The sequence below is a fragment of the Streptomyces sp. A01 genome, from assembly GCF_059026195.1.
This window is the reverse complement of record NZ_JBWLKN010000116.1, coordinates 1-676: the sequence shown is the minus strand read 5'-3', so window position 1 is coordinate 676 and position 676 is coordinate 1. Positions and strand designations below refer to the sequence as shown.

The 676-nt window shown below is 66.9% G+C and carries 1 protein-coding gene; it reads left to right on the top strand.

The window, feature by feature from the left end; translation table 11 throughout:
* On the top strand, positions 1–676 hold a 676-nt coding region (locus AC5P1B_RS35770), incomplete at both ends, for an SDR family NAD(P)-dependent oxidoreductase (RefSeq protein WP_493892209.1).

Sequence of the window (676 nt, the reverse complement as noted above, 5' to 3'; positions counted from 1 at the left end):
GTTGCGGTTTTTGAGTCAGGCGCGGCATACGGGGAAGTTGGTGCTGGAGGTTCCTGCGGTGGTTGATCCGGAGGGCACGGTGCTGATCACGGGTGGTACGGGCACGTTGGGTGGTCTGGTCGCCGAGCACCTGATCCGTGTGTGGGGGATGCGGCATCTGGTGCTGGTCAGCCGCAGTGGGCCTGATGCCCCTGGCGCCGAGGAACTGGTTGCCCGGCTGGCTGGGTTGGGTGGTGAGGTGCGGGTGGTGGCCGCTGATGTCACGGATGGTGAGGCGGTGTCGGCGGTGGTGGCGGGGGTTGATCGGGTGCGTCCGTTGACGGGTGTTGTTCATGCGGCGGGTGTGTTGGATGACGGGGTTGTTTCGGGGTTGTCGGCGGAGCGGTTGGCGCGGGTGTGGGATGTCAAAGCGGCGGCGGCGGCTCACTTGCATGCTGCGACGGCGGGTTGGCGGTTGGGGTTGTTCGTGGTGTTCTCGTCGGCGGCGGGCACGTTGGGCAGTCCGGGTCAGGCGAACTACGCGGCGGCGAACGCTTTCTGTGATGCTTTGGTGCGGCAGCGGCGTGCTGAGGGGCTTCCTGGTCTGTCGGTGGCGTGGGGGCTGTGGGCCGATTCCAGTGGCATGACGGGCAAGGTCACCGACACCGACCTGGCACGGATGAACCGCATGGGCATC